The sequence below is a fragment of the Streptosporangium lutulentum genome (genome assembly GCF_030811455.1).
In the GTDB taxonomy this organism is placed as follows: Bacteria; Actinomycetota; Actinomycetes; order Streptosporangiales; family Streptosporangiaceae; genus Streptosporangium; species Streptosporangium lutulentum.
This window is the reverse complement of the sequence record NZ_JAUSQU010000001.1, coordinates 195,548-220,709: the sequence shown is the minus strand read 5'-3', so window position 1 is coordinate 220,709 and position 25,162 is coordinate 195,548. Positions and strand designations below refer to the sequence as shown.

At 65.9% G+C, this 25,162-nt stretch carries 26 protein-coding genes, 1 tRNA gene and 2 pseudogenes; 18 read left to right on the top strand and 11 right to left on the bottom strand.

Annotated elements, in window-relative coordinates:
* Positions 1 to 86 precede the first annotated feature (86 nt).
* From J2853_RS00930 to J2853_RS00905, 6 genes are all read left to right on the top strand, one after another.
* A complete protein-coding gene (locus tag J2853_RS00930) occupies positions 87 to 779 on the top strand; it encodes a Crp/Fnr family transcriptional regulator (RefSeq protein WP_307553908.1) in 693 nt (230 codons plus the stop codon).
* Positions 724 to 1,179, top strand: a complete 456-nt coding sequence (locus tag J2853_RS00925) for an NAD(P)/FAD-dependent oxidoreductase (RefSeq protein WP_307553906.1) — start codon at positions 724 to 726, stop codon at positions 1,177 to 1,179. Before J2853_RS00930 ends, J2853_RS00925 begins: the two co-directional genes overlap by 56 nt.
* 234 nt (positions 1,180 to 1,413) lie before the next feature.
* Positions 1,414 to 2,028: a DUF6461 domain-containing protein gene (locus J2853_RS00920; protein ID WP_307553904.1), complete on the top strand. Its 615-nt coding sequence runs from the start codon at positions 1,414 to 1,416 to the stop codon at positions 2,026 to 2,028.
* Between the two features lie 318 nt (positions 2,029 to 2,346).
* Positions 2,347 to 3,429, top strand: coding sequence for a DUF6461 domain-containing protein (locus J2853_RS00915; RefSeq protein WP_307553902.1), 1,083 nt, complete (start codon positions 2,347 to 2,349; stop codon positions 3,427 to 3,429).
* Positions 3,430 to 3,813: 384 nt separating this feature from the next.
* On the top strand, positions 3,814 to 4,050 hold the full coding sequence (locus J2853_RS00910; protein ID WP_307553900.1) for a hypothetical protein: 237 nt from the start codon (positions 3,814 to 3,816) through the stop codon (positions 4,048 to 4,050).
* Between the two features lie 117 nt (positions 4,051 to 4,167).
* Positions 4,168 to 4,956: a hypothetical protein gene (locus J2853_RS00905; protein WP_307553898.1), complete on the top strand. Its 789-nt coding sequence runs from the start codon at positions 4,168 to 4,170 to the stop codon at positions 4,954 to 4,956.
* A 207-nt stretch (positions 4,957 to 5,163) separates the two neighbouring features.
* Here J2853_RS00905 and istB (J2853_RS00900) read toward each other — a convergent pair whose 3' ends face one another.
* Positions 5,164 to 5,943 (bottom strand): IS21-like element helper ATPase IstB, encoded by a 780-nt coding sequence (gene istB, locus J2853_RS00900; RefSeq protein ID WP_307553896.1) that lies wholly within the window; start codon positions 5,941 to 5,943, stop codon positions 5,164 to 5,166.
* Entirely contained in the window at positions 5,940 to 7,427 is a 1,488-nt protein-coding gene (istA, locus tag J2853_RS00895) for an IS21 family transposase (RefSeq protein WP_307553894.1), read from the bottom strand. The genes istB (J2853_RS00900) and istA (J2853_RS00895) overlap by 4 nt, the downstream gene beginning before the upstream one ends.
* Positions 7,428 to 7,696: 269 nt before the next feature.
* On the opposite strand from istA (J2853_RS00895), the pseudogene J2853_RS00890 reads away from it, so the two are divergent.
* The 4 genes and pseudogenes from J2853_RS00890 to J2853_RS00875 all read left to right on the top strand — a co-directional run.
* Positions 7,697 to 7,981 (top strand): annotated as a pseudogene (locus J2853_RS00890) (transposase); the annotation flags it as partial.
* A 154-nt stretch (positions 7,982 to 8,135) separates the two neighbouring features.
* Positions 8,136 to 9,515: an IS1380 family transposase gene (locus tag J2853_RS00885; protein WP_307553893.1), complete on the top strand. Its 1,380-nt coding sequence runs from the start codon at positions 8,136 to 8,138 to the stop codon at positions 9,513 to 9,515.
* Between the two features lie 161 nt (positions 9,516 to 9,676).
* Positions 9,677 to 10,585 (top strand): annotated as a pseudogene (locus J2853_RS00880) (IS3 family transposase); the annotation flags it as partial.
* Between the two features lie 31 nt (positions 10,586 to 10,616).
* Complete coding sequence (locus J2853_RS00875; protein WP_307553891.1) at positions 10,617 to 10,781, top strand: hypothetical protein; 165 nt, start codon at positions 10,617 to 10,619, stop codon at positions 10,779 to 10,781.
* Between the two features lie 201 nt (positions 10,782 to 10,982).
* Here the strand turns inward: J2853_RS00875 and J2853_RS00870 are convergent, their stop codons facing one another.
* Together J2853_RS00870 and J2853_RS00865 are read right to left on the bottom strand one after the other, a co-directional pair.
* Positions 10,983 to 11,291, bottom strand: a complete 309-nt coding sequence (locus tag J2853_RS00870; protein WP_307553889.1) for a helix-turn-helix domain-containing protein — start codon at positions 11,289 to 11,291, stop codon at positions 10,983 to 10,985.
* Positions 11,291 to 11,707 carry a type II toxin-antitoxin system RelE/ParE family toxin gene (locus J2853_RS00865; protein ID WP_307568550.1) on the bottom strand — a complete coding sequence of 139 codons (417 nt, stop codon included), beginning with the start codon at positions 11,705 to 11,707 and terminating at the stop codon, positions 11,291 to 11,293. The genes J2853_RS00870 and J2853_RS00865 overlap by 1 nt, the downstream gene beginning before the upstream one ends.
* On the opposite strand from J2853_RS00865, the gene J2853_RS00860 reads away from it, so the two are divergent.
* From J2853_RS00860 to istB (J2853_RS00850), 3 genes are all read left to right on the top strand, one after another.
* Positions 11,706 to 13,388: an ISAzo13 family transposase gene (locus J2853_RS00860; protein WP_307553887.1), complete on the top strand. Its 1,683-nt coding sequence runs from the start codon at positions 11,706 to 11,708 to the stop codon at positions 13,386 to 13,388. The genes J2853_RS00865 and J2853_RS00860 overlap by 2 nt on opposite strands.
* A gap of 85 nt (positions 13,389 to 13,473) precedes the next feature.
* The gene (gene istA / locus J2853_RS00855; RefSeq protein ID WP_307553885.1) at positions 13,474 to 14,715 is read left to right on the top strand and encodes an IS21 family transposase; all 1,242 of its coding nucleotides are present in this window, start codon (positions 13,474 to 13,476) and stop codon (positions 14,713 to 14,715) included.
* Complete coding sequence (istB, locus tag J2853_RS00850) at positions 14,715 to 15,530, top strand: IS21-like element helper ATPase IstB (protein WP_307553883.1); 816 nt, start codon at positions 14,715 to 14,717, stop codon at positions 15,528 to 15,530. Before istA (J2853_RS00855) ends, istB (J2853_RS00850) begins: the two co-directional genes overlap by 1 nt.
* 467 nt (positions 15,531 to 15,997) lie before the next feature.
* Here istB (J2853_RS00850) and J2853_RS00845 read toward each other — a convergent pair whose 3' ends face one another.
* Entirely contained in the window at positions 15,998 to 16,573 is a 576-nt protein-coding gene (locus J2853_RS00845) for a hypothetical protein (protein ID WP_307553880.1), read from the bottom strand.
* A gap of 527 nt (positions 16,574 to 17,100) precedes the next feature.
* On the opposite strand from J2853_RS00845, the gene J2853_RS00840 reads away from it, so the two are divergent.
* Complete coding sequence (locus J2853_RS00840; RefSeq protein WP_307553878.1) at positions 17,101 to 17,439, top strand: hypothetical protein; 339 nt, start codon at positions 17,101 to 17,103, stop codon at positions 17,437 to 17,439.
* Positions 17,440 to 18,622: 1,183 nt separating this feature from the next.
* On the opposite strand, the gene J2853_RS00835 is transcribed toward J2853_RS00840, so the two are convergent.
* Together J2853_RS00835 and J2853_RS00830 are read right to left on the bottom strand one after the other, a co-directional pair.
* Positions 18,623 to 18,886, bottom strand: a complete 264-nt coding sequence (locus J2853_RS00835; protein ID WP_307553876.1) for a hypothetical protein — start codon at positions 18,884 to 18,886, stop codon at positions 18,623 to 18,625.
* 281 nt (positions 18,887 to 19,167) lie between these two features.
* The gene (locus tag J2853_RS00830) at positions 19,168 to 20,010 is read right to left on the bottom strand and encodes a GntR family transcriptional regulator (RefSeq protein WP_307553874.1); all 843 of its coding nucleotides are present in this window, start codon (positions 20,008 to 20,010) and stop codon (positions 19,168 to 19,170) included.
* 126 nt (positions 20,011 to 20,136) lie between these two features.
* Between J2853_RS00830 and J2853_RS00825 the strand changes: the two genes are divergently transcribed.
* The 4 genes from J2853_RS00825 (at position 20,137) to J2853_RS00810 (ending at position 23,008) form a co-directional block, all read left to right on the top strand.
* On the top strand, positions 20,137 to 21,636 hold the full coding sequence (locus J2853_RS00825) for a replication initiator (RefSeq protein WP_307553872.1): 1,500 nt from the start codon (positions 20,137 to 20,139) through the stop codon (positions 21,634 to 21,636).
* Positions 21,633 to 21,839 (top strand): helix-turn-helix domain-containing protein, encoded by a 207-nt coding sequence (locus J2853_RS00820; RefSeq protein ID WP_307553871.1) that lies wholly within the window; start codon positions 21,633 to 21,635, stop codon positions 21,837 to 21,839. Before J2853_RS00825 ends, J2853_RS00820 begins: the two co-directional genes overlap by 4 nt.
* 66 nt (positions 21,840 to 21,905) lie before the next feature.
* Positions 21,906 to 22,742 carry a site-specific integrase gene (locus J2853_RS00815; RefSeq protein WP_307553869.1) on the top strand — a complete coding sequence of 279 codons (837 nt, stop codon included), beginning with the start codon at positions 21,906 to 21,908 and terminating at the stop codon, positions 22,740 to 22,742.
* 11 nt (positions 22,743 to 22,753) lie between these two features.
* Positions 22,754 to 23,008, top strand: a complete 255-nt coding sequence (locus J2853_RS00810; RefSeq protein WP_307553867.1) for a tyrosine-type recombinase/integrase — start codon at positions 22,754 to 22,756, stop codon at positions 23,006 to 23,008.
* Positions 23,009 to 23,064: 56 nt separating this feature from the next.
* On the opposite strand, the gene J2853_RS00805 is transcribed toward J2853_RS00810, so the two are convergent.
* From J2853_RS00805 to J2853_RS00790, 4 genes are all read right to left on the bottom strand, one after another.
* A tRNA-Val gene (locus tag J2853_RS00805) sits at positions 23,065 to 23,139 on the bottom strand.
* A gap of 32 nt (positions 23,140 to 23,171) precedes the next feature.
* The gene (locus J2853_RS00800) at positions 23,172 to 24,203 is read right to left on the bottom strand and encodes an ROK family protein (RefSeq protein WP_307553864.1); all 1,032 of its coding nucleotides are present in this window, start codon (positions 24,201 to 24,203) and stop codon (positions 23,172 to 23,174) included.
* A gap of 104 nt (positions 24,204 to 24,307) precedes the next feature.
* Positions 24,308 to 24,655 (bottom strand): hypothetical protein, encoded by a 348-nt coding sequence (locus J2853_RS00795; RefSeq protein WP_307553862.1) that lies wholly within the window; start codon positions 24,653 to 24,655, stop codon positions 24,308 to 24,310.
* A gap of 23 nt (positions 24,656 to 24,678) precedes the next feature.
* The gene (locus J2853_RS00790; protein WP_307553860.1) at positions 24,679 to 25,137 is read right to left on the bottom strand and encodes a peroxiredoxin; all 459 of its coding nucleotides are present in this window, start codon (positions 25,135 to 25,137) and stop codon (positions 24,679 to 24,681) included.
* Positions 25,138 to 25,162 lie beyond the last annotated feature (25 nt).

Genomic DNA, 25,162 nt, shown 5'->3' with positions numbered 1-25,162 from the left:
CGGGGTCATAGCGCTCCGTTAGACCACGGCTGGCGCGAACTCGCCGATGCCACGCTCGCCTGGATCGATGATCACGGTCTGAAGCCATGATGGCGACGACCGGCGGGCTGGACGCGAAGGTGGGGGACGGAGTTCACGGGGAGCAGGGCTGCGAGCCGGGTTTGAGCGCGGAGCAGTTCCGTCGCCTGGCGGCGTACGGCGATCGAGAGGAGGTCCAGGCGGGACAGGTGCTCTACGGCACCGGCGACCGCAGCTACGACCTGTTCCTCGTCGAGTCGGCGGCAATCGACGTGGTCTGCGACGCCACGGCTACCGAGCCCGAGCGAGTCGTCTACTCGCGGTGCGCAGGCGACTTCACCGGTGAGCTGAGCATCCTCACTGGACAGACCGTCTTCCTCACCGCCCGGGTCCGGGAATCCGGTCTGGTCGTCCACATCCGTGCGGACCGATTGCGTGAGGTGCTGGGTGAGGAGGTGGACATCGCCGACGTGCTCGTGGACGCCTTCGCCATACGCCGTCGGATGCTCCTCGAATCGGCAAGCAGCGTCCTGGAGATCATCGGAGTCTCCGACTGCGCCGAGAACCGGGCCCTGCGGACCTTCGCCGCCCGACTGCAGATCCCGCACACGGCCGTCGATGCCGACTCCATCGCGGGTCAGACCATCATGGCGTCCTACGGGATCGACGACAGCAGACCTCCCGGTGGCCGTCGTCTCCGGACGGGTGCTGCGCCGCGCCACGCCGCACGACCTCGCCGAGGCCGTCGGCTTCACCTATGAAGCCGCGGGTCACGACGTGGACCTGGTGGTGGGCGATGCCGGACCCGCGGGGCTGGCCGCAGCGGTGTACGCCGCCTCTGAGGGCCTCGTGACCGCGGTGTTCGACGCGGCCGGCGCAGGCGGGCAGGCGGCAACCAGCTCGAGGATCGAGAACTATCTGGGTTTCCCTCGCGGAGTGAGCTGCGATGACCTGACGCAGCTCGCCCTCGTCCAGGCACAGAAGTTCGGTGCGCAGCTTTACACCCCGTGCGATGCGATCGGACTCGACCTCTCAAGCACGTCCGGACCGACGGTGATCCTCGGGGACGGCACGCAACTGCGGGCGCGCGCTGCGATCGGAGACGGGGCGTTTTGGCTGGTGGGCACTACTGGGTTCGAACCAGTGACATCTCGCTTGTAAGGCGATCAGAGCGGGGGTGCAGCCAGGGACAATACCGCCTCTGACCTGGGCGTACGGTCCACGACCGTCCACCGTTGTCCGGTCCCGTCTGTGGTCGTTGTCACCCAGATAGTCACCCAGAAGACATCCCTGGGCCGAGGTCGTCCACCGGCATTCCTTCACCAATCGGACCTCCGAACCCCTTTTGTCGGCGACGACTGCCATCATGCCGCTCACATGATCAAAGGAGCGACGATGACAGAGTGCCCGGGGGAATTTCGCTGGCTCTCCGACTGCGAAGAATTGGATGAGATCTACTGTGTGTCCTTCGTCCGGGGTCTCGCTCCGGAGGAGGTCCTTCGCCGATTCAGCGTGGACGGGAGCGCCGCGGAAGAGGCGGTGGCGGTCGACGAACCGGACGAGCGCTCGGCGGAAAGTATGGGGGAAGACGCGGCCGACTACATCGGCACCGCGAAGATCGGCGACTGGACCCTGGTCGTCGAACCGGGAGGATGGCAGCTCGCCGTCGACCCCGCGATATACATCCCGATCTCACAGGGAACCGAGGTCGTGTCGGTCTGCCGCCATGACTATGCCTCGGACACCTTCGCCTACATCGTCGACGGCGAGCCGGTCGTCCAGTTTGACCCGGTACTCCCGGACGATCGATTGGGCACCGACCCGGACCGTTTCGTCGAGGAGATGCGCGAGGTCGGGCTGGACCCCGACTACGACATCGACATGGACGGCTCGTGCATCGACTTCCCGATAGAGAGGTCGTTCGCCCTGGCGAGCAGGATCACCGGTCTCCACTTCTCCCCAGAGATGCTGGAGCTGTGCTTCCCCGGCGAGGAACCCCTGGACGACTGATCGGCAGGTCCGCAGCCTCTACTTGACCTCCGGAAAGATCTACGCGATCAGTTGATACTCCGGAGACTACGACTACTTCGAGAAGTTCGATCTCTGCCACCGAGACCAAGAGTGGCAGTTCAGGGTCCACCGCAAACTCCTCAGCCACGAGGACTTCACGGCGGACATCGTTGGCTTCGCCCTGTTCAAGCTGCAGTTCCGGTCGCCGGTGGAGGCCCTACCACGTATGTGATGATCTTCAGCGCAGCGAGGGCGTAGAGCGCTCGCTGCATCCACGTCGCCAGCCCTCCCTCCATACCGCACGCAAAGGAGCGCCCCATGGATCCGATTCACGCGCGATACGCCGAACTCCTCGACGCCGGTTTTCCCGGCGGCCAAGTGTGCCTGACCTGGTGCCGGAACAGTGACCTGGAGGAGGTCGCCCGCCGCTTCGGCGCGGTCCCGGAAACGGGGTTGTGGGCCACACCCGACGAACTCGAGGACCTGGAGTATGAGCACGGGGAGGAGTTGGTCGAGCTCACCACGATGGGCGAGTGGACGATCGCCATGGAACCCAGCGGATTCCAGGGAGTGCGATCTGCGGTCCTGGAGCCCTTGTCAGTCGGCGGATGTGCCTTCGGCGTGTTCTGGAACGAAGAGCTGGACAACGAAGTCGCCTACGCCGTCGACGGCCAAATCGTCACCTCCTTCGACCTGACGGACATCGGGCAGCGCTCGGGCAGTGATCCGGCCGCCCTGGATGAACTGCTACAACAGGTCGGTCTGCATGACGGCTTGCCGGCGCAGGCGCGCAAGGCTCGGATCTTGGCCCTGGGTGAAGCGATCAGCGGGCAGCGCCTGACTCCGCGGTGGCTGCGTTCTGATCAGTTCACGATCCTGGTCACCGACCCGCTGCCCGACCCCCTCGTGCCTGCCGCCCTTCTGAATCCGCGCGCGCCTTTCCTGGACGAGCCGGAGATGGCGCGAATTCTCGCAAACCCCTCGCCGGCCGTACTGCTCGACATCACCAAGCTGGCCGTCTCTTTCGCCGTCGCCGCGATCGACCTGGAGGATTCACTTGGTGAGAAGACACTGCGGGTGCTGGAGCACGGCGAGCGCTCGCCCGGCGAACGCGAGGCACTGCGGTCGCGGCTGGCCCGGCTATGTGCCGAGACCGACCGGCAGGCCGAGCGGCTGTGGGCGCGCTCCACGTCAGGCGCGGGCGACGAGGCGATGCCGCTGTGGCGGAGGGGCGCCGCGCTCGTCCTCCTGGAGCAGGCTCTGGACCCTTCTCCCGTCGACGCGGCCCGCTCCACTGCCGAGCGGGCCGGGAACTTTTGCACGACCAGAACAGAGCGCATGCGCATGCGCGTGCTGAGCAACGTCGTCGCCCGCATCGCATACGACCTGCGACACCCCTGACCGGCCCTGAGTTCTCCTCGCAAAGATCCGCACATCTCCCGGCGGCCGACACACCGCAGGATCTACTGCCCCATGCACAATCAGGCAGCTTGCCGAACTGCCACATGGACCCTGAACAGTAAGAAGGCTCGGTTCCATGATCTGGAACCAGGCTTCTCGTCCTGGTGGGGTGTTCACGAGTAGATGTGAGCTGGGCGAGCATGGGCCTGTTGGTGATCGCTTCCCAGCGACGATGTGATCGTTTCCCGCGTGGTGTCGGTGTACAGGTCGATTCGTATGGCCAGGTTCAGGCAATTATGCCGCCGGACCTAGGTGCGGCGCTCCAGAGCGACGACGTGATGCGGCATCACCGATGCCTGCGCACGTTGTGTGATCCTTAGTCGGATGCGCAAGACTCCGAGTGTGCTCGCTGTCCTGGTCCTTGCCAGCGTGTGTGTGCTGGCCGCCGATACGGCCCTGAGCGGTTCTGGACGGACGGCTGATGACGCCGTCGAGTCGGCGTCGCGCTGGGCGGTGAGATACACCGCCCAAGACGGTTTACGGTTGGTCCCGGCGGCGGGCGGCGGGGCATTGCTGTTCGCCGCGGAGAGCCGGCGGCGTGCCTGGTCGATGCTGCGCTGAGATGGGGTTTCCTGGAAGCGTGCTGGGCTGCCCAAACAGTTCGGCAAGGCCTCGCAGCTCGAAGTCGGCGGCTCGCCATCCGGCGAGACGATCTGGGCGGTCGCGACCGTGCAACATGTGGACGACAACACAGAGGATCTGTGGCGGTTATCTCATGGAAGCTGGACGCGACAACGGTCCCGAAGCGCAACCTGGAACCCGGTGATCGATATCGCCGCGGACTCCCGAGACAATGCGTGGTTCGTTACCTCCGTGGACCCCGACGGCGAGGATTCGACGGTGCTGCATCACAGCGGGAAGGTATGGCGTCAGAGCACGCTGCCGGTGCGTTCTTTGGCCGCGGTCGCCGCTACGGGTCCGGATGACGTGTGGGTGGTGAGCGACACGCAGATGAGCAATGAGGTGGCCATCATGTTGCACTGGAACGCCGCAGGCTGGCAGAAGGTCGATCACCCGTGCATGGTGGAGTTGGCTCGGCCATCGTGTCGCGGGCGGCGCTACCTTGAGCAGATGAGCCTGGTGGCACAGCAGGATGGCCAGGCGTGGGCGGTCGGTCCCGCCTGGGCGGACGGTGGCAGCCCTGCCGTGCTGCATTGGGACCGCACCCGATGGAGGCAGGTGGACCTGAACGTAGTGCAGACAGCTTTGACCGCCGTGCGCATCGACCCAGCGAGCGGTCTGTGGATCGCCGCCAACCCCGCCTCCGGCGCACCCTATGTGCTCAACCTTCGCGACGGCAGATGGACCAAATCGACCTTCCCGGGGGGCAGTCCGGCTGACCGCATCATCGACATCGCCCCAGCGCCGGGCACGACGCGGCTCTGGGTCCATACCGAGCGCCACGATCTCGCCGGCCACCAGCGCAGTGACAGGAGGACTTCGCTGATATACGAGCTGGTTCAGTAAGGAATCTTGCAGTCTTGGGGGTCAGCGATGCCATCGCCGCCTACATTTTGGAGTTGCAGCTATGCGTTGAGTGATGGCGGTGGTTTGCGGACTGCTGCGAGGGAGGCGATGGTGACGTCGCTGCTGACAAAGCTGGAGCGGGTGTCAATGGCCAAGTGCGTGTCGCCGCTGGTGGCCAAGAAAAAGTCCCCGGCTCTTCGTAGTTGACTACTTCTTGGTGAGTCGTCCTGGGCCTCGGGTTCGGGCCTGTCGCATGCGGAAGGACTCGCCTTCGGTGACCACGACGATGCTGTGGTGCAAGAGCCGATCCAGCAGGCTGACGGCGGTAGTGTGCTCGGGCAGGAATCGCCCCCATTGGTCGAAGGGCCAGTGCGAGCCGATCCCGAGCGCGCGGCGCTCGTAGGCGGCGGCAACGAACCGAAACAGCAACTGGGTGCCGGTGTCATCCAGCGGGGCGAACCCCACCTCGTCGATGACGACCAGATCGGCGCGCAGCAGGCTCTCGATCACGCGGCCGACGGAGTTGTCGGCCAGACCTCGGTAGAGCGTCTCGACCAGCTCAGCAGCGGTGAAGTAACGAACCTTGTAACCGGCCTGGACGGCGGCGACGCCGAACGCGATGAGGCTGTGGGACTTGCCGGTGCCGGCCGGCCCGACCGCGCAGTAGTTCTCGGCCGCGCGGATCCACTCCAGCGAGGCCAGGTAGTCGAACGTCGCCCGGGGGATCGAGGAGGCGGCGACGTCGAACTCCTCGATCGTCTTGATGACCGGGAACGCGGCGGCCTTCATCCTCATCCGGGCGTTGGAGGCGTCCCGAGCGGCCAGCTCGGCATCGATGAGCGTGCGCAGGAACTCCTCGGGGTTCCACCGCTGGGTGCGGGCGGTCAGGAGCAGCTCCGGTGCCAGACGCCGGATCGTCGACAGCTTCAGGCGGCGCAGCCCGCCGTCGAGATCGGCGGCCAGCGGCGGAATAGCGGATGCGCTCATGACACCTGCCCGATCTGGTTGAGCTTGTCGAGGGTGTAGGCCGACAGCGGCCGGGTCGGCACCTGCGGCAACTCCAGAACGAGAGCGTCTCCAGCCGGACAGGGCTGCGCGGTTCCGGCTCCGGCGGCCAGGATCGAGCGCACGTCCTCGGCCCGCCAGCGGCGAAAAGCGATCGCTCGCTCCAGCGCCGACAGCAGGGCGGCCTCGCCGTGCGCGGCACGCAGCGCGGCCAGCTCCTCCAGATCGGCGGCCAGGCGGGTGTTGCCGGAGGCGGCCGAGGCGGCCAAGAACGTCTCCGCGACCGGGCCAAGCCCCAGGAAGGTCTTCTCCACCTCGGTTTTGGGTCGGGCGGCCCGGCGCGGCGTAGGTCGGGGACCGCCGTAGTGCTCATCGGCGACGGCTGCTTCCCCAGGAGCGACCGGGGCGTGATCAGCGATGATCTCACCGGTGGCCAGGTCCGAGACCAGCAGCCGCCCGTCGGCCTCCACGACGGCGACGGCGGCGCCGATCAGCCGGGTCGGCACCGAGTAGCGGGCCGAGCCGAACCGCACGCATGAGAGCTTGTCGACCTTGCGGGTGGCCGACACCTTGCCGATCGCCGGCCGCAGCGACGGCAGCGCGCTCAGCAACTCGCGCTCAGCGGCCAGTCGCTCGACCGGGATCGCGCAGATCTCCGAGTGCGGCACGGCGTTGACCTCGGCGCACCACTGCCGCGCCGCGACGTTGGCAACCGTCAGATCGTCGAACGGGGCGTGCGGGGCGACCAGGTCACGCTTGGCATAGCCGACCAGGTTCTCCACGATCCCCTTCGATTCGGGATCGGCGGCCTCACACCAATCCGGCCGAAAACCGTAGTGCGTCGCCAAACGAACGTAGTCGGCGGTCGGGATGACCTTGTTGGCCACCACGCCGCCCTTCAGGCAGCCCATCCGATCAGCCAGTACTGCCTTCGGCACTCCGCCGAGTTCTTCGAAGCATTCGGCCAGCATGGCCAAGGTGGTCTGGGCGCGCTCGTTGTCGGCGAACCGCACGAACCGGATCCTGGACCAGGCCAGCACCGCGCAGAACACGTGCAGCCCACCGCCGGCGTCACCCCAGTCGATGACCAGCATCTCGCCCGGTGTCCAGATCGCCGGACGCCGCCCGCGATGGTGATCGCGCCGCCAGGTCTTCTTCGCTGAAGCGACCAGACGCCGGAGGTTACGCGCCGACCCGGTATAGCCGGCGGCCCGGGCCAGCGGCAGCAGCCGCTTGGCCGAGATCTTCCCCGCGGTGGACTGCACCTTCTCGGCCACCAGCTCGGCGACCGCGTCGAAGTTGTGCTCACGGCGTTTGCGGCCGGTCGGCTTGTTGTCGGCCAGGGACCGCTCGATGATGCGTTTGACGGTCTTGTGCGTGGTGCCGCATATCTGCGCGGCCCCGCGATAGGTGCCTACCTCGCGGTAGGCGGCGATGATGTCCATGACTTCCCCCGAAGATTTCATGGCCGAACAGACCCCCTGAGCGGTGATCTCGTGACTGGCTGACACCGTCACGATCACCGCTCAGGGCACACACCTCCCGACGACACGCGAACGAGAAGCGGGGACCTAAATCGGCCATCAGTGGTGACCTCGAACTGGCCACCTGTGGGGACTTTTACATGGCCACGGACAGCGGGCCGAGGAGTCCGCACGGCAGCAATGCGCTGAGCTGTCCAGGTGGGCCACCCCGAGTTAGTTGGAGGCTCCGATACCTGGAAGGGTGAGGAGTTATGGCACCACCGAGGAAGTATGCCCCTGAGCTGCGGGAACGCGCTGTCCGTATGGTTTTCGAGCTGCGTGCGGCCGGTGAGGGGGCGGGCGTGCTGGCCCGGGTCGCAGACCAGCTCGGGGTGCACCGCGAGGCGCTACGGACCTGGGTGCGCCAGGCCGAGGTCGATGGCGGGAAGCGCCCGGGGACATCGACTTCTGACGCCCAGCGGATCACCGAACTCGAGCGTGAGAATCGCGAGTTGCGGCGGGCGAACGAGATCCTGAAGGCCGCCTCGGCGTATTTCGCCCGGGAACTCGATCCCAGACTGCCGCGCTAGCCTCGCGCTTTCGCCGAGGGGCCGGCCCGTGTTGATCGTTTAAATGCGAAAAGTGCCCTGAACTGGGAGGATTGGACTTGCTGAGGGTCCTGTCCACACCAGTTCGAAAGGCACTTTTCGAGTGCAGCTTATCGGTCATCGTTCCAAGATCGTCACGTCTGCGGACGGCAAGGGATTGATCAGCCAGGCCGGCGGCCTGCTGCTGATGGAAACACTGAGAGTGACCGGCCTGGACAAGGGCCTGTCGCAGGCGCTCCAGCCGTGGCGCGCACCCCGGGCAGTACATGATCCCGGGAAGATCGTGGCGGATCTGGCCATGACACTCGCGCTGGGCGGGGACTGCCTGGCCGACATCGCGGTGTTGCGGTCCTCACCCCAGTTATACGGGCCGGTGGCCTCCGATCCCACGGTGTCACGGCTGGTCACCACCCTCGCCGCCGCAGGACCCAAGGCGTTGCGGGCGATCCGCGCCGCTCGCGCGCAGGCACGGGCCAAAGCATGGCCCCTGGCCGGTGAACGCGCTCCCGGAGCGGACGGCACACTGATCCCGGTGGACCTGGACGCAACCATCGTGATCGCGCATTCCGACAAAGAACAAGCAGCCCCGACCTGGAAACACACCTACGGCTTTCACCCGATGACCGCGTTCATCGACCACGGCCCAGACGGGACGGGGGAGGCCGCCGCCCTGCTGCTACGCCGTGGGAACGCCGGATCCAACACCGCCGACGATCACATCACCGCCGGACGACTCGCCCTCAACCAGATACCGGCCCACCTGCACAAGCAGGTCCTGATACGGACCGATTCGGGGGGCGGCACCCGCGCCTTCCTCACCTGGGTGACCGCCCGCCGCCTGAAGTACTCCATCGGGTTCAACCTCACCGACGACATCTGCGCCGCGATCCTGTCCCTGCCCAAGGATGTGTGGGAGGTCGCCTACGACGCCGACCGCCAACCTCGCGACGGCGCGTGGGTCGCCGAACTCACCGGCATGCTCGACCTGTCGTCCTGGCCCAAGGGCATGAGGGTCATCGTCCGCAAAGAGCGTCCCCACCCCGGCGCGCAGCTGCGCTTCACCGACATCGACGGACACCGCTTCACCTGCTTTATCACCGGAACCCGGCCCGGCGGCGGCCGCGGCCAGCTCGCCGACCTGGAACTACGCCACCGTCGCCGGGCCCGCTGCGAGGACCGCATTCGCTGCGCGAAAGACACCGGGCTGCGGAACCTGCCGCTGCACGGATCCGCTCAAAACCAGATCTGGTGCGAGCTGGTCGCCCTGGCCTCGGAGCTGACCGCCTGGATGCAGATGCTCGCCCTTGACGGCCTCCCGGCCCGTCGCTGGGAACCCAAACGCCTGCGTCTGCGCATCTTCTCGACCGTTGGACGCATGGTTAAAGGCGGACGACGGCTGCGCCTGCGCCTCGCTCACCACTGGCCATGGGCCGATCTGATCGCCACCGCGGTCACTCGCCTGCAGATGTTGCCGGCACCCTGACCAGCCCCCGATTGCCCAGCCGACGCAGGAAGGAGACCGTCCGGGCCCGTGGAACCCCGCCCACCCAGCGCGACAGCTGGGCGCCAACGCTGACCAGGACCTGAAAAACCAAGTCGGTTGACCCCTCTACCCGACCCAACCGACTTCACGAAAGATCGAGGCTAGTCGAGTTCATCGATACCCATCGCGAACGGTTCGGTGTGGAGCCGATCTGTGCCGTGCTGGAGTTCGCGCCGTCCACGTACTGGGCGGCGAAGAAACGGGAGTCGAATCCGTCGGCTCGTGCGGTCCGGGACGAAGAGGTGAAAAAGGAGATCCTGAAAGTGTGGAACGGCCCGGGACGTGGCCTATATGGGGCGCGGAAGGTGTGGGGCCAGCTCAACCGCCAGGGCGTCACGGTCGCCCGGTGCACGGTCGAGCGGCTGATGCGCGAGCTGGGCCTGTGCGGGGCGACCTGGTCGCGCAAACGGCCCCGGACCACCGTCCCCGGCGCCGATCGACCCGGTGACCTGCTGGAACGCAACTTCACCGCGGGCCGGCCGGACCTGCGATGGGTCGCGGACATCACCTATGTCGCCACCGCCTCCGGCTGGGTGTACACCGCGTTCGTCCAGGACCTGTACTCCCGTCGGATCGTCGGCTGGCAGGTCGCCGACCACCTGGGCACCGATCTGGCACTCGACGCCCTGGAAATGGCGATCTGGGCGCGTGGAGGCGTCATCGATGACCTTGTTCACCATTCCGATAGAGGCGTTCAATATACTTCTATCCGCTACGCCGAACGGCTCGACCAGGTCGGTGCGGCTCGTTCTGTGGGCAGCAAAGGCGATTCGTATGACAATGCCGCTGCGGAGTCGCTCAACAGTCTCTACAAGAAGGAGCTAATCGAGTTCCATGGCGGCTGGAAAGGCGTCATGGATGTGACGATTTCCACCATGGAATGGGTTGCCTGGTATAATTCTGAAAGGCTACATTCTTACTGCGGGAACGTTCCTCCGGCCGAGTACGAGGAGACGTTCCACCGATCAACCGCCGACGGCGGCCTGGCGATCGAGAACCAAGCGATCTAGCCTCCAACTTCACCGGGGCGGCCCAAGGCAGATGGAGGAGATGCAGGAGCGGATGACGGTGGCACGGCGCCGCCTGGAACGACTGTCCATCGCGCGCGAGGAGCTGACCGCGCTGGAAGCGGTCGACGAGTCGGCTGACGCGGGGCTCGGCGAGGCCGCCGACACCCATCCTTATGACGAAGCCTTCAGGAGTTAGTCACCCGGTAGTCACTCTCGCCCTGTGCTCAAGGGGAGATAGGGGACGTTTCGCCTGGTGGACATCACTATCGGAAGTAGATCCTGTCACCTAGGACCTGTGCTCTCTGCGCTTCCTATAGGTGCTGATTTTGGTGAGACCCCCGCAGCACCTCGGCAGCGAGGGGGATTTCCTGCGCGCTGGGTGACCAGTGTTCGTCGATCAGGCCGCGTGCGGCTCAAACCAGACCGAGCCCAGATCATGACCGGAAGTAAGACGGACGTCGGCGTTCAGCGCCGCGGCCAGATGCCGCAGCAAAGCGATCGTCGGCGCGGTCCCGCCTTCCTCGATGCACTCGATCTCATCCTCGGTCATGCCGGCACGCTCGGCCAGCTCCGCCACGGTCAGCCCGAGTGCACCACGCCGGTCATACAGCGCCTTACCGAAGGCCAGTGCCTCTCGGATCATGATCCGTTCGGGATCCTCGGCCTGGGATTCAGGTCGCACCCAGCGGGTGTGATACCCAGTCATCACGCCTGCCTCTCATAGATCTCAGCCACCGGCCCATGATGGTCGCGTTCGCAGATCTTCTGCGCCCGGACCGCCCTGTCGATCTGTCGCTGATCGTGCTGTTTGGTCTTACGGAAAGCCGTGAGCAACACGATCGTCCTACCCGGAGTACACCAGTACGTCACCCGAGCTGCAACGTCACGCAACCGAACCCGCAGTTCCCAGACCGGCCCTTCCAGGTGATCCGACCATGGACCGCCAAGCTCGGTCCCTTTTTCCGCCAGAAGACCGGCCACCTCGTCAACCCGTTTGAAGTCGCTGTCACTCAAATTATCGAGCCACTCTCGGACCTCCGGCTCAACCTCAAAGCCATACGGCTTAGGGCTCGCAGAGAAATAAGCCGTAGCTTGCCGGGTTTGCGTTCGTTGAGATGGTATGGGCGTGACGCAGGAAACGGTGGAGACGCTGAGGCTGAAGTTCGGGACGATTTTTCCTCATCTGGATGAACGGCAGCGGCGGCTGCTGATGGGGGCCGAAGCTCGCGCATTGGGGCATGGCGGGATCCGAGCGGTGGCCCGAGCTGCGGATGTCCGTGAGGCGACGGTGTCGTTAGGCGTCGATGAGCTGGACTCAGGTACCGAGCCGCTGGGGCGGGCGCGCCGCCGGGGTGGGGGCCGCAAACGCCTGGTCGATCTGGACCCCGGGCTGCGGCCAGCGCTGCTGGCCCTGGTTGAACCGGACGAACGGGGCGATCCGATGTCGCCGTTGCGGTGGACCACCAAGTCCACCCGCACCCTGGCCACCGAACTGACGCAGCAAGGACATCGGGTCAGCGCCGATGTCATCGCCGACCTCCTGCGAGAGGAAGGATTCAGCCTGCAGGCCAACGCCAAGACCATCGAAGGCAAGCAGCATCCGGACCGCGATGGCCAGTTCCGCTACATCAACGAGCAGGTCACGAGCTATCAGCACACGGGCGATCCGGTGATCAGCGTGGACACCAAGAAGAAGGAACTCGTCGGGGAGTTCAAGAACGCGGGCCGAACCTGGCGGCCGGTGGGCGAACCGACGGCCACCCGCACCCACGACTTCCTCGACCAGAGCCTGGGCAAAGCGGTGCCGTACGGCATCTACGACCTCACGGCGAATGCCGGCTGGGTGAACGTCGGCACCGACCACGACACCGCCGCCTTCGCCGTGGAGTCCATCCGCCGCTGGTGGAAAGCAACCGGCAGCAACGACTACCCGCTGGCCACACGCCTGCTGATCACCGCCGACGCGGGAGGATCCAACGGGTATCGCACCCGAGCCTGGAAGTCTGAGCTGGCCGCACTGGCGGTGGAGACCGGGCTGGAGATCACCGTGTGCCATTTTCCGCCCGGCACCTCCAAGTGGAACAAGGTCGAGCATCGGCTGTTCTCGCACATCACCATGAACTGGCGGGGCCGACCGCTGAGCAGCCACGAGGTCATCATGCAGACCATCGCCTCCACCACCACCCGCACCGGGCTTCGCGTGCACGCCGACCTCGATATCAGCATCTACCCGACCGGCATCACCATCAGCGACAGGCAGATGGACGCTCTACCGTTGCAGCGTCACGACTGGCACGGCGATTGGAACTACACGCTGCGTCCGCAGGCTTACGCCCAGGTCAACGATGTCCCGGACCCGTTCGACCAGCCGAGCCCCGACCTGGCCTGGCTCTGTCACCCTGCCCTGACCGGACTGACCGGCCCGGGCTGGGACACCCTGATCGCCACCCTGCTGACGCTGCATGACCAGCAGCGCGAAGCACACCTGGACAAGCGACGCGGGCACCGTCCGCGCATGGCCGCTCCCGGCACCGGACGCCGTCCCATCCTCACCCTCGCCGACCGGCTGCTGAGCGCCCTTGTCCACTACCGGTTCGGCTTACCCCAGGTCGCCATCGCCGAGTTGTTCACCGTCCGGCCCGAAACCCTCAACCGGCGCATGCGTGAGACCCGGCAACTCCTCCAGCAGGCCGGGTACACCATCCAGCCCAGTCCTCATCGCCTGCCAACGCTGGAGGCTCTCTACGATCTGGCCGCGGTGGAAGGCATCATTCCGCTACCGAAGATCAAAGCTGCGTGTTAATAATCTGCGAGCCTGTCGACGACGGGTGAAAACTGACCCCGTGGCGACGGCCGAAAATTGACCCCCCTTGTAGTCACTCTGGAGGGTGATCAAGGTGGAGGACTGGGCGGAGATCCGCCGGTTGCATCGAGCCGAGACGATGCCGATCAAGGCGATCGCTCGGCATATGGGCATCTCGAAGAACACCGTGAAACGGGCGCTGGCGGCCGATGCACCGCCAGCATATGAGCGGGTGGGCAAGGGATCGATCGTGGACGCGGCCGAACCGCGGATCCGGGCGCTGCTGGCGGAGTTTCCGACCATGCCCGCGACGGTGATCGCCGAGCGGATCGGCTGGGAGCGCTCGCTCACGGTCCTCAAAGACCGGATCCGTGTGCTGCGGCCGCAGTTCCAGCCGGTCGATCCGGCGTCGCGGACCACCTATCACGCGGGCGAGCTGGCCCAATGTGATCTGTGGTTTCCGCCGGTGAAGGTGCCGGTGGGGGCTGGGCATCTGGCCAGCCCGCCGGTGCTGGTCATCGTCAGCGGATACTCGCGGTGGATGATGGCCCGGATGCTGCCTTCGCGCACCGCGGGGGATCTGTTTTCCGGGCACTGGGCTTTGTTGTCGGAGCTGGGCGCGGTGCCCAAGACGCTGGTGTGGGACAACGAGTCCGCGATCGGCCAGTGGCGGGGCGGCAAACCGCAGCTCACCGCGGACGCCCATGCTTTTCGCGGAGCGCTGGGGGTGCGCATCGCGCAGTGCCGTCCGGGAGATCCCGAGGCCAAGGGGCTGGTCGAGCGGGCCAACGGCTATCTGGAGACCTCGTTTCTGCCCGGCCGCGATTTTGCTTCGCCGCAGGACTTCAACGCCCAGCTGGCCGCCTGGCTGCCCCGGGCCAACAGCCGCCATCACCGGCGTATCCAGTGCCGTCCGCTGGATCGGCTGCACGCCGATCTGGCGGCGATGGTGGCGTTGCCGCCGATCGCGCCGGCCGTGGGCTGGCGCACCTCAACTCGGCTGGCGCGTGATCACTATGTGCGGATCGCCTCGTGTGACTACTCGGTCCATCCCTCGGTGATCGGCCGTCTGGTGGAGGTGGTCGCCTCCTTGGAGGAGGTCACGGTGACCTGCGGCGGGCAGTTGGTGGCCCGCCACCGGCGGTGCTGGGCGCCGCACCAGACCATCACCGATGCGCTGCATGCGCAGGTGGCCGCCGCGATGCGCCGCACCGGCCTGCGCACGACCCCTGCCCCGGCCACAGCCGGGGCCCCCGCTGAGGTTGAGGTCGAGCAGCGTCGGTTGAGTGACTACGACGCGTTGCTCGGCATCGAGGGAGTGGCGTGATGACCGCGACCGGCACGAACACCACCACCACGACCAGCGGCCGCAACGTCGCGGCCGAGCTGGCCTATCTGACCCGGGTGCTCAAGGCCCCATCCCTGGCGGCCTCCATCGATCGGCTGGCCGAGCGGGCCAGGGCCGAGTCCTGGACGCATGAGGAGTTCTTGGCCGCCTGCCTGCAACGCGAGGTCGCCGCCCGGGAATCACACGGCGGCGAGGCCCGGATCCGCTTCGCCCGCTTTCCGGCCCGCAAGGCGTTGGAGGACTTCGACTACGACCACCAGCGCTCTCTCAAGCGTGAGGTCATCGCGCATCTGGGCGCGCTGGACTTCGTCACCGCCAAGGACAACGTGGTCTTCCTCGGCCCGCCCGGCACCGGCAAGACCCATCTGTCCATCGGGTTGGGGATCCGGGCGTGTCAGGCCGGTCACCGGGTCGCTTTCGCCACCGCCGCCCAGTGGGTGGCCCGGCTGGCCGATGCCCATGCCGCCGGCATGCTGCAGGGCGAGCTCATCAAGTTGTCTCGGATCCCGGTGCTGATCGTGGACGAGGTCGGCTACATCCCCTTCGAACCGGAGGCGGCCAATCTGTTCTTCCAGTTGGTCTCCAGTCGCTATGAGCGGGCCAGTTTGATCGTCACCAGCAACAAACCTTTCGGACGCTGGGGCGAGGTGTTCGGCGACGATGTTGTGGCCGCCGCCATGATCGACCGGCTGGTCCACCACGCCGAAGTCATCAGTTTGAAGGGAGACAGCTACCGCCTCAAAAACCGTGACCTTGGCCGCGTGCCCGCGGCCAATCCCAGCAACGACCAGTAACGATCAAATACGCGAGAGGGGTCAATTTTCAGACGACGATAGGGGGTCAGGATTCAGACGTCGTTGACAGAGCCCTTACGCACCTGAGACTCTCTCTCTGCGCATGCACGTTACCCAGAGTAGCGAACCATTGCCGACGGCAACGGATATGGAACCGCCTCGCCCTACTTGAGTCACCAAGGGCGGCATGACGCAAGCTCGTGCTCACGCGCGGCCAGGTTGCTGAAGCGAGTTATGGCTGAGCGACGTAGTAGAGAGGCCAGCTCGGAAAAACAGAGCCCTTGACCTGTCTTAGCAGGCCAGGAGGCTTGTGGTGGGCACTACTGGGTTCGAACCAGTGACATCTCGCTTGTAAGGCGATCCGAGCAGGGGCACGACCAGGGCCGATACCGGCGCTGACCTGGGCGTACGGTCCACGCCAGTCCACCGGTGTCCGCCCCTGTCCGGGGTCGTTGTCACCCAGTTAGTCACCCAGAGCTGGCGCTCTCCGCAGGCTTTCGCGGCTCCTCCGCCCAGACGTCCCGGCCATTGCTCCACAGCTCTGAGGCGTGATAGCCAAACCGGTCGAACAAGCCGTCGTCCTGGTAGCGACGCAGGTGCATCATCGGTGAGTCGTGGCCGACGAGCTTGGCCAGATGTGGCGTCACGAGCATCTCGGAGTCGAAACGGAAGACACTCATCGCGATGTGCTCGTCTCCGAAGCGCGCCTCGATGCCGGGCACGTCCCGAACCTGCTCGATCTCCGACAGAGTGATCCTGATGCGGGTCGAGACGGTCAGCGGGACGTTCTCCACCTCTTCGCGCTGGCGGGTGACCTCGCTGTCCGGGTCGCCGATCAGGAAGCGGATCTTGCATCCCTGCTCTGCCTTGCGCTTGAGGACCTTGGCGAGGTTGGGGTGCTCCAGCCACAGGAAGTAGTTGGTGTACCCGGCGAACACGATCTCGTTGCGGGCCGAGCTGATCAGGTTGCGCCAGATCGACTTGGGGCACGCCGACCGGTAGGGGTAGACGGTCAGGACTTCCCGGTCCGGCCCGGTCTTCACGGTGTTACGGATAGCCTCTGGCCACAACATGGACGTATCAACTCCTAATGCCTCTGCGGCGGTCAGCTGATGCCGAAGGTGCGGGACTCGTGCCTCATCCTGTAACCAGCGTTCCACCGTCTTAACATCCACCCCGCATCGATCCGCCAGTTTTTGATTGCTCAGCTTCGCATCGAGCATGGCGCGGCGTAAGGGGACGTTGGCCACGGTGCACCTCGGGGAGTGAGGACGTCAGGGACGTTTTCGACTCTAACTTTGAAACGTCCTGGACGTCTCTGGAACGCGGTGGGTTCGTCACCTAAATGAAATGACGCTTACTCCATGTCAACACCCGTAATTCTGGAAGACCTCCAGGCGGCTTTTCCCGGATGGTGCATTTGGCGTAGTTCTGCGGGTCGTTTGTGGGCCACCCGGAACGGTCGGCACCTTACCGACGAAGAGGTGAGTCGTGGCCTCTATCAGACGATCGACGCCGACGACGTTGCCGAACTCGCCCAGCAGCTCCGCGACCAGGAGGGGCTGGAGTCATGAGCACCCTCGACAGGAAAGAGCTGGCTCAACGATGCCCGGCCGCCCTGGCTGCTGAGCGCCTGCGGATCGGCCTCGAACACTGCGGCGTCGCGGCCGAAGTCCACCAGGGCCACGGCGTCGCCCTGCTCTCCGTCTGGACCAATCTCGTGGTCTGGACGGACGGACTTGCCTACCGCTGGTGGACGGGGAAGATCTCAGCGAAGACGGGCCGCCGCCTGTACCGGGTCTACGGCGCGGACAACCCGATCACCGTCGCCCACTACGTCGCTCAGCGGTACGAAGAACTTCGCAAGGCTTCCAACTGGCCCAAGGGCGTCGCGGAGCGCACGTCGTGATTCTGCTCGACGAGTGCCTGAGTCCGCATGTGGTGATGCCGCAGCGAGACCACATCCGTCTGGATTGGCGAGAGCCGTACCCGACGCTTGAACGGGCACGCTCGGTGGCCTGGACCTGCTGGTGCCGTGCCACGGTCTACGAACTATGCGAGGGCGGCGGCCGAGCGTTCGTCCGGCGAACCATTCAACTCGACAGCGGCCACCGGATCCAAGAGACCCTTCCCCGGCCAATCAATGAGGCGCGGGTGATCTGGACGGCCCTGTTGTCCGGAAGTGCCCGGTAGAACGGGCGTGGCGACATGGGATCTGGAGGGACCTATGTCGCCGCGTCTTCAGCAGGCGGCAAATCAAGCCGGAAAAATTAGAGCTGGCAGACCCAAGAAATAGAAACCGAACGGCGGTATGACCGTCCGCCAGATCATCCCGTCTGCCGTTGCTGTCACTGATCCGCCTTTGAAGGCTGTGCAATGAGGACGGCCCATTTGGCGCCAGGTGGCGCCTCTACTTTAATGCGGCGATTTTCCACCCTATTGGGAATCGTGCTGGTTCGTATGTCGCCGGGACCGGTCGAACATCGTCGAGGGAACTGGGATTTCCCGACTCGTACCATCATTGTCCCATCTGCGCCGACGCAGTCGGTAGCGAGCCGAAAAGACGTTCCTACCTTTATATCCGCGCTCCAGATAGAGACCATCCCCTGCTTTTCCACATAGTGCAGTAGAACTTTGGTCTTAACGCCTTGCGAAATATCGACGAGGGTCTGGGGCGCACCTGACATCGTCGTCTTGGTGGCGTGCTTTGCCTCAGGTATGTTGCTGCCGCTGGGAGTGCAGCTGACCAGGAGTGCCGTAGCTGCAATAACCGTGACCAATATGCGCACTTCACACCTTTCGGAGATCAAGACGCGCTTAGATTATTGGAGCGGTGCCGCAAATACCACCGGTCCTGCCTGATCTTCCCGTCTGCCTCGTCCCACCCCGGAGGGGCAACAGCTCGGAGACGGAGGGTCAAGGCTGTCTTCGTGTGTACGTCAGCCGGTAGGCGTTCCTCGGCCATGGGATGCCAACGGTCACAGACGGCCTTGGTCCGGAGGAGCCGAGATGTTGGGCTTGCCTGGGACGTGGTAGACGGGAAGATCCGGCTCCTACCCCAACCACCTACGGCCTTCGTGCCGGAACGGCGATCATCCCGGAGCCGAAGTGCCCCCGCCGGAGGCATCTTTCCCGCGATCCGTGGTTGCAGCCGCAAGACCACCGACCATCATGCCGACTCCGGCAAGAACGAGAAGGGCGGGCTTGATTAGTTCCACCAAGGTAACGGAAGTGGGGGCAGCGATAACGGCGGTGCCACTGGCGCTCCAGTTGATCACCAGAGGATCGAAAAAGACCATAAACAAGCCAGCGAAGATAAAGAGGGTTCCTACGCCAAGAAATAAGTTTCGCAGCATAGCGACGGATGTTACGAGATCATGCCCCTGGTGCGCGAACTCTCAATCGTAAAGCAGAACGGCCGGATCCGATGGCTGAAGCGACCTTGCGGGCGGTGGTGCGACCCCACTGCGGCGGGCGATGGTCGAGTGCGGCGGCTGGGCGGTGCGGCGGGCGGGCCGATTCCCGCCGCCGTTCGGGACCGGCGCCCACGCCGCACGCCCGGACGGCGGGCGGCGGGAGGGCCGTGCGACGGCGCGGCGCGCCGCCGCCTTGAACCAGTAAAGAAAGTCTGAGCCCACTACACCCTGAGTGAGACCTGTCCGTCTGATCCGGCCTGGTCGTGTTCGCTGGCTGCTGCGGCTTCGAAGCGGTCGCCGGGGGCTTCGATCTCGGTGAACTCCAGCGGGCGGCCGTCCTTGCTGAGCATCAGCCGGCGGATCAGCAACAAGGGTGTGCCGATGGGTTCCATGTGGAGGTCCTCGTAGGTCTCGCCGTACGGCATCTGGGTGTGGACCGAGGTGATCCAGCGCAGCGGACCGTGGGTGCGCTCCAGGTGGGCGTAGTAGTCCTCGGGTTCGATCTCGGAGTCGATCTCCATACCTCTGCCTTCGCCGGTAATGGTGGCGACCTGGTCGGCCAGGAGGTAGGAGTACAGGTGGATGCGGGCGCGGGTCTTGGTGTGCTGCCAGTAGGCGTAGCGGTAGACGCCCATCCGCCCCCGGCGCACGCCCAGAACGTCGGCCTTGGCACCTTCGATGCTCATGAACAGTGCCGAGTTGGGGGTGACGCGGCCTGCGGTGCGTTCGGCCTCGCTGGCGACGGTGACGTGTTCCCATCCCTGCTTGGCGGGGTCGTACGTGGGGCTGAGCAGGTCTTCGCGCGCTGAGCCGCCCATCAAAATCAGGCGGCGGTCAGGGGTGGGGCGAACGAAGGTGCCGCGGCCGTGGGCGACGGTGAGCAGCCCTTCACCGACGAGCTGGGCGATGGCCTTGCGGATCGTCGGGCGGGAGGTGGCGTACTCGGAAGCGAGGAACGCTTCGCCGGGCAGTGCCTGTCCGGGTTGGTAGTGGTCTTGGACCACGTCGGAGCGCAAGAGGTCGGCGATGATTCGCCAGCGGGCTGCGCCCTTGTCGTCGGTCATGCCGAAGTCCTCCTTCTTCCACGTTTGCTCTTTACAAGAGGTAGCACGTGTTGTTTACCATGTCCACATGGGCCAAGACGTAGCACGTGTTGAATCACCTGTTGGAAGCGAGCGAAGGAGGACGTCATGAACAGCACGGAGGAGCCACAGCACCGCGCCATCGACCAGCAACCGGAATGGCTGATCGATCTCGCACGGGTGATCAACGATCCGGGCTACGACCGATGGCGCTCCATGGTCGCCGCGACCGGAGGATGCGCCCACCCGGTACACCTGACGGGCGAGTCGCTGATCGTCAACGCGACCAGCGGTGAGGTGCTGCACAGCTACCGCACGACGGATGAGCCGTCCGGGCATCTGCTGGTGGCCTGCGGCAACCGGCGGGCCTCGGTATGTCCGTCCTGCTCAGAGGTCTATCGGGCCGACACCTTCCAACTCATCCGGGCGGGCCTGTCCGGCGGCAAGGGTGTCCCCCAGGAGGTGAGCGAACATCCTCGGGCGTTCGTCACGCTCACCGCTCCCTCCTTCGGACCGGTACACACACGGCGAGAAAAGAACGGGACGGTGCGAGCCTGCCGTCCCCGTAAGCATGACAAGGTCTGTGAGCACGGGCATCCGGTCGGCTGCCATGCTCGCCACGAGTCAGGAGACGAACGGCTCGGGCAACCCATCTGCGGCCAGTGTTACGACTACGTGGGCGCGGTGCTCTGGCAGGCTCACGCGGGCGCTCTCTGGCACCGCTTCACCCTGGAAGTACGACGCACCCTGGCCAGCGAAGCGGGGCTGAGCCGCCGGGAGTTCACCAAACGGGTCCGGGTGTCGTTCGCCAAGGTGGCCGAGTACCAGCGACGCGGCCTGGTGCACTTCCACGCCATCGTCCGGCTCGACGGTCCGGGAGGCGGCAGTGAGATCCCTCCGGACTGGGCCGATCACGACCTGCTCACCCGGGCGATCCCTCCGGCCGTCCAGCGGGTCACGGTCACCTCTCCCCCGAGCGATCTCGGACGGTGGGATCTGGTCTGGGGTGATCAGCTCGACATCCGGCCTATCCTGCTCGACCAGGCGGCGGACGGGCTCAGTGAGCGAGCGGTGGCCGGCTACATCGCCAAGTACGCCACCAAGGGTGCCGAAGCCTCCGGCACCATCGATCACCGGCTGTCGTGTCCGGCCTGCGGCGGTCGGGGGCGGTTGAGCCTGATGGTCTCGTGCGGGCGCTGTCACGGGACGGGCTTGAAGCCGGGGCTGCACCTGGACGCGCTCCCGGTCACCGCGCATGCCCGGCGGATGATCCGCACCTGCTGGGAGCTGGGCGCACGCCCGGAGTTCACAGCGCTCCGGCTGCGGCCTTGGTCGCACATGCTGGGATTTCGGGGCCACTTCTCATCCAAGTCACGCCGTTACTCCACCACGCTGGGCGATCTCCGGCAGGTGCGCGCCACCCACCGCGCAACGGAGGCCCGTGAGCGGCACGGGCTCCCCCTCCTGGGCGACGAGACGACGCTCGTTCTCGGTCACTGGCGGTTCGCCGGATCGGGCTACTCCCCCGGTGAGGCGATCATGGCCGAGCACATCCGCCAGAAGGTCGCCACCGCTCGGAAGATCGCCACCGAGCGGGAGGACGGATGACAGCACCCGGACCGCCCGGTGAACGGCGGCTGTATCGCATATGCGACGCCATGCACCTGCTCAGCATGAGTCGCAGCGTGATCTACGAGCAGATCAGGGCGGGCCGCCTGCGCTCCGTCACCCAGGGCCGTACCCGGCTCATCCCGGCCTCGGCCATCTCCGACTACATCGATCTCCTCGAACAGGAAGCGAGAGCAGCATGACCACACGACGCAGCCGGGGAGACGGGCCTGCACTGGGACGAGACCCGCGAACGCTGGATCGCCTCAGTGACCGTCGGCTACACCCCCGCCGGGAAGCGCATCGTCAAGAAGGCCAGCGGCAGGAGTAAGACGGAGGCCAAGGACAAGCTCAAAGAGATCATCCGCGACTACGACGACGGCCTGGCCATCGCTCTGGTCCACTACACGGTGACCGACGCCGTGAAGTACTGGCTGCAACACGGCCTGGCCGGACGCTCGGCGACCACGGTGAAGATGTACACCACATACGCCGACAAGCACGTGATCCCCGCGGTGGGAGCGCGCAAGCTGCGTGACCTGTCGGTGGAGGACGTTGACCGATGGCTTGCGAGCAAGACGGGTGAGCTGAGCCCCCGGTCTCTCAAGCTGATCCACGGCATCCTCAACCGGTCGGTAAAGAGCGCCATGCGGCGCGACAAGGTGAAGCGGAACGTCGTCGATCTCTGTGAGATCCCGGATGGGCGCGAGGGCCGTACCTCCAAGGCGCTCACGCTCGCGCAGGCCGGTTCCATCATCGCCCTGGCGGAGCAGGCCAATCCGCGTATGCGGGCGTACGTGGTGCTCTCGCTGCTGATCGGTGCCCGTACGGAGGAACTGCGCGCGCTCCTGTGGTCTCATGTCGTCGCGTTCGACGAGGAGCGCAAGGCGTGGTTGCCGGTCACCGAGACGGGCTGGGAAAACGAGCAGTTCGCGATCTACGTGTGGCGCTCTGTACGGCAGAAGGGAGACACCAAGACCGTCAAGTCGCGCCGTTCCCTCAAGCTCCCCCGGCGATGTGTGGAGGCGCTGCGGGCGCTACGGGAAGAGCAGGAGAAGGCCGGCGGGAAGCTCTCCGGCACGGGGGCCTTGTCTTCTCCACCTTGAAAGGAACCGCCATGAGCGCGGGGAATGTGCGCCGCGACGTGCGGAAGATCATTGAAAAGGCAGGACTCCGTGGCACCGACTGGACTCCTCGCGAAATGCGGCACAGCTTCGTCTCGCTGTTGTCCGACTCCGGCGTCCCCATCGAGGACATCTCCCGGCTCGTCGGGCACCGGAACACGGTGGTCACGGAGACGGTCTACAGGAAGCAGATCCGGCCGGTGCTCATGCAGGGAGCGGAGGCCATGGACGACATCTTCGGGAGTTAGTCACCCAGTTAGTCACTCACGCCCCGTTCTGGAGATCAGAAACGGGGCGTTTTGGCTGGTGGGCACTACTGGGTTCGAACCAGTGACATCTCGCTTGTAAGGCGAGCGCTCTACCGCTGAGCTAAGCGCCCGGGAAATCCCGTCGGACACACGGGACAACACCCTACGCCACCCGAGAGGATTTCAGTACATCGAGCGGCCACGTGGCACCCGCGTCAGGGACTCCGGCGGCGCGCCAGCCCAGGAGGGCCGCGCCGAGCATGCCCGCGCGCATGCCCAGGACCGCTGAGCGGAGAGGAGGGGCGTCACGGAAGGCGAGGCGCTCCTGGAGGCGTTCGGCCAGGGGGTCGGACAGGATGCGGCCGGCTTCGGCCAGGCCGCCCCCGAGGACGATCGCGGCGGGGTCGAGGAGCAGCGTGTAGGTGGCGAGGGCGAAAGACAGGGCCTCGACGGCGTCGTCCCACACTTCCATGGCCACGGGGTCACCGGATGCGGTCAAAGCGGCGACCTGCTCGGCCGTGACAGGCACTCCGGGGGAGGCGGCGGTGGCCGCGAAAGACGACGAGGCGCGCGAAGCCGACGTGGCCGACGCGTCTGGCGAGGTCGGCGTGCCGGCGACCCGGGCGGAGTAACGGCGGGCCACGGCGGAGGCGGAGGCGTAGGTCTCCAGGCAGCCGATCTGGCCGCAGGCACACGGCTCACCGGTGGGGAAGACCGGGATGTGACCGATCTCGCCGCCCCAGCCGGAGGTGCCGCCGTACGGCTCGCCCTTCAGGATGATCGCGCCCGCGATGCCGGTGCCGATGGGCAGGAACAGGAAGTCGGAGATCTCGCGGCCCGCGCCGAGCACGCTCTCCGCGAGACCGCCGGTGCGCACGTCGTGACCGAGCATGACGGGAACGTCCAGGGGGACGAAATCCGCCGCCGGAACGTCACGCCAGCCGATGTTGGCGGAGTAGAGCGCCGTGTCCGCGGTGACCAGGCCGGGTACGGCCAGGCCGACTCCGGCGGGGGTGCCGCCGCCCGCGACGGCGAGTTCGTCGATGAAGGACCGGATCGCTCCGACGACGGCGGCGGGACCCTTGTCGCGCGGGGTCACGCGGCGGTCGGTGAGGATGATCTCGCCCGAGCGGCCGACGAGACCGCCCTTCATGGACGTGCCACCGACGTCAAGGGCCACAACGAAGGAGCTCATGCACGCATCCAGCGGGTCGAAGGGGCGGAACCGAGCTTGACGACCTTAGCGCACACCAAAACGACCCTATTGCCCCACTGTGATCACCGGTGGGCTGAAGAGCATCAGTGCACCCGGCCGAGAACCCGGTTCAACGCGGCCTCCACCTCGTCCGCGAGGCCGGGCGCGTGGGCCACCGCGAGCTGGTCGTCACTCTGCGCGAGCCGTACCGAGCCGCAGGACCTGCATTCCACCTCGCCGAGCCGGCAGATGAGCGCCACGGAGCCGCACGAGGAGCACGCGTCGAGGTTGAGATCGTGTGCTCGCTGGCAGTCCGGGCAGATGAGCACCTGGGTTTCCCGGCGCACCCCGCGCTTCCACGGGCTCGCGCCACGGACCGGGTCGGTCTGCCTGGCCCCGCAGGAGAAGCAGGGCATGATCGCCTCCGAGAGGTCGAGACCGGCCGGCGCCACGAGGGCGTCTGCCGGATCACCGCTTAGGAAAGTTCGGCGAGCACCTTGCGGTACTCGGCGATGTCGCGTGCCTGCGGGCTCGGATTCACCACGCTCCAGCGGACCACGCCCTCGCCATCGATGATGAAGGTGCCCCGGTTCGCGCGGCCCTTCTCCTCATCGAACACACCGTACGCCTGCGCGACCTGCCCATGAGGCCAGAAGTCGGAGAGCAGGGGAAAGTTGTAACCTTCCTGATCCGCCCACGCTCGGTGACTGAACATGGAGTCGACCGAGACGGTGAGGATCCGGACGTCCTCGGGCACGACGGGGGCGAACTCGTCGCGGACGGCGTTGAGCTCACCGCGGCACACTCCGCTGAACGCCAGCGGGTAGAAGATCAGTACGACCTTTTTGCCTCGGTGGTCCGAAAGCTTGACCGGCGTGCCGTGCTGGTCGCTCAGCTCGAAATCCGGAGCAGGCTTCCCCACTTCGACCGCCATACCTGAAAATCCCTCCATCAGATGG

What these genes read in the sequence shown, in the direction of transcription:
- istA (WP_307553894.1), bottom strand. Translation starts at nt 7,427, where the DNA reads ATGAAATCTTCGGGGGAAGTCATGGACATCATCGCCGCCTACCGCGAG.
- J2853_RS00835 (WP_307553876.1), bottom strand. Translation starts at nt 18,886, where the DNA reads ATGCTGCGAAACTTATTTCTTGGCGTAGGAACCCTCTTTATCTTCGCT.
- J2853_RS00915 (WP_307553902.1), top strand. Translation starts at nt 2,347, where the DNA reads ATGGATCCGATTCACGCGCGATACGCCGAACTCCTCGACGCCGGTTTT.
- J2853_RS00910 (WP_307553900.1), top strand. Translation starts at nt 3,814, where the DNA reads ATGCGCAAGACTCCGAGTGTGCTCGCTGTCCTGGTCCTTGCCAGCGTG.
- J2853_RS00870 (WP_307553889.1), bottom strand. Translation starts at nt 11,291, where the DNA reads ATGACTGGGTATCACACCCGCTGGGTGCGACCTGAATCCCAGGCCGAG.
- J2853_RS00825 (WP_307553872.1), top strand. Translation starts at nt 20,137, where the DNA reads ATGAACAGCACGGAGGAGCCACAGCACCGCGCCATCGACCAGCAACCG.
- J2853_RS00860 (WP_307553887.1), top strand. Translation starts at nt 11,706, where the DNA reads ATGGGCGTGACGCAGGAAACGGTGGAGACGCTGAGGCTGAAGTTCGGG.
- J2853_RS00790 (WP_307553860.1), bottom strand. Translation starts at nt 25,137, where the DNA reads ATGGCGGTCGAAGTGGGGAAGCCTGCTCCGGATTTCGAGCTGAGCGAC.
- istB (WP_307553883.1), top strand. Translation starts at nt 14,715, where the DNA reads ATGACCGCGACCGGCACGAACACCACCACCACGACCAGCGGCCGCAAC.
- J2853_RS00920 (WP_307553904.1), top strand. Translation starts at nt 1,414, where the DNA reads ATGACAGAGTGCCCGGGGGAATTTCGCTGGCTCTCCGACTGCGAAGAA.
- J2853_RS00810 (WP_307553867.1), top strand. Translation starts at nt 22,754, where the DNA reads ATGAGCGCGGGGAATGTGCGCCGCGACGTGCGGAAGATCATTGAAAAG.
- J2853_RS00830 (WP_307553874.1), bottom strand. Translation starts at nt 20,010, where the DNA reads ATGACCGACGACAAGGGCGCAGCCCGCTGGCGAATCATCGCCGACCTC.
- J2853_RS00820 (WP_307553871.1), top strand. Translation starts at nt 21,633, where the DNA reads ATGACAGCACCCGGACCGCCCGGTGAACGGCGGCTGTATCGCATATGC.
- istB (WP_307553896.1), bottom strand. Translation starts at nt 5,943, where the DNA reads ATGAGCGCATCCGCTATTCCGCCGCTGGCCGCCGATCTCGACGGCGGG.
- J2853_RS00840 (WP_307553878.1), top strand. Translation starts at nt 17,101, where the DNA reads ATGAGCACCCTCGACAGGAAAGAGCTGGCTCAACGATGCCCGGCCGCC.
- J2853_RS00875 (WP_307553891.1), top strand. Translation starts at nt 10,617, where the DNA reads ATGGAGGAGATGCAGGAGCGGATGACGGTGGCACGGCGCCGCCTGGAA.
- J2853_RS00930 (WP_307553908.1), top strand. Translation starts at nt 87, where the DNA reads ATGATGGCGACGACCGGCGGGCTGGACGCGAAGGTGGGGGACGGAGTT.
- J2853_RS00800 (WP_307553864.1), bottom strand. Translation starts at nt 24,203, where the DNA reads ATGAGCTCCTTCGTTGTGGCCCTTGACGTCGGTGGCACGTCCATGAAG.